The organism is Kocuria subflava (assembly GCF_012163155.1).
Lineage (GTDB): Bacteria > Actinomycetota > Actinomycetes > Actinomycetales > Micrococcaceae > Kocuria > Kocuria subflava.
This window is the reverse complement of sequence record NZ_JAAVUN010000152.1, coordinates 1-633: the sequence shown is the minus strand read 5'-3', so window position 1 is coordinate 633 and position 633 is coordinate 1. Positions and strand designations below refer to the sequence as shown.

The following is a 633-nucleotide window of genomic DNA, read 5'->3' as shown; positions in this document are numbered from 1 at the left end:
GGCGCCTTGCTGAAATATGCGGGCAACGTGGTGTCGCGGAACGGGACCTCCACCCTGGAGACGTTCGGGTGCGCCAGCCGGAAGGAGTTCTCGGCCAGTTCCAGACAACGGCGGTAGGTGGCCAACCGCTCGGTGGAACTGTTGGACTGCATACGCTCGGCGTGGATCAGGTAGTCCAGCGCCCGGAAGTACGTCCGGTCGGCGGACGTGGTGCGCCCGGCAGTTTCCTGCTCCTCGGCCTGGGTCACCAGCTGGTCCACCAGACCGGTCCACGCCTTGAGGAAGTCTTCCGTGCCTACGTCCTCGTTGGTCGTGGCCACGTCGCGCAAGGGGCGGCACGCGCGGTCGACCTCGTCGATCTGGCCTCCGGAGTTGAGCGTGGCCACCACACTCAGGTTCCAGACGTAGTTGCCCGGGAAGTACTCGAACACGGGGCGTCCTTTCGTTGACGTTCAGGTCGGTTGTCGTCAGCCGCGACCCTGGACCGCGTAGGGGTTGAGCAGGGCTTCCTTCATCTCTTCCGACGCGCCTTCCTCCGTGGCCGTGAAACCTTCGGCCTGGGGGAAGGACTCGGTCATGGACTGCGGCATGGCGCCGTTGCGGTAGAAGTTGTTGGAGCCTTGGGACGGCTTC

The 633-nt window shown here is 65.1% G+C and carries 1 protein-coding gene and 1 pseudogene; both read right to left on the bottom strand.

Features of this window, described 5'->3' with window-relative positions; all coding sequences use genetic code 11:
• A partial coding sequence (locus GTW58_RS13485; protein WP_209436588.1) for a hypothetical protein occupies positions 1-431 on the bottom strand: 431 nt, incomplete at its 3' end.
• A gap of 36 nt (positions 432-467) precedes the next feature.
• Positions 468-633 (bottom strand): annotated as a pseudogene (locus GTW58_RS14800) (VOC family protein); the annotation flags it as partial.